The organism is Salinimicrobium oceani, assembly GCF_012037645.1.
Genome location: NZ_JAAVJR010000969.1, coordinates 1 through 381, shown reverse-complemented (window position 1 = coordinate 381; position 381 = coordinate 1). Strand labels below are relative to the sequence as shown.

Genomic DNA, 381 nt, shown 5'->3' with positions numbered 1-381 from the left:
AGGCATTATTACTAATGTAATCATCTACCTGGCGGTCACCCTGTACGTTATCTTCAGCATAGATCGTAGCATTGAACCTACGTGCATTGAGCAGGTGGTCAAAGGAGAAGGAATTGGAAGAGTTTTCAGGATTAAAGGCATAAGCCTGGTTTAACACCTCACGTGCTCCAGGGAACCATACCCAGAAAAGCTCTACAAGGGCATCTGCGCCACCTTCGTCAATAAAGTTAACATCGGGTGCTACAGGGGCAATTCCCAACAACCTATACTTTAATTCGGCCTGGCGCTTATCGAAGTACCAGTATCCGCGGATGTGGTATTCGGCAATATCTGCAGAAGAAATATCTCTTCGGCTTATGTACTGAGGATCTATTGATTCCC

General features: G+C 45.7%; 1 protein-coding gene. It reads right to left on the bottom strand.

Annotated elements, in window-relative coordinates; translation table 11 throughout:
- On the bottom strand, positions 1-381 hold a 381-nt coding region (gene porN, locus HC175_RS20300), incomplete at both ends, for a type IX secretion system ring subunit PorN/GldN (RefSeq protein WP_168139853.1).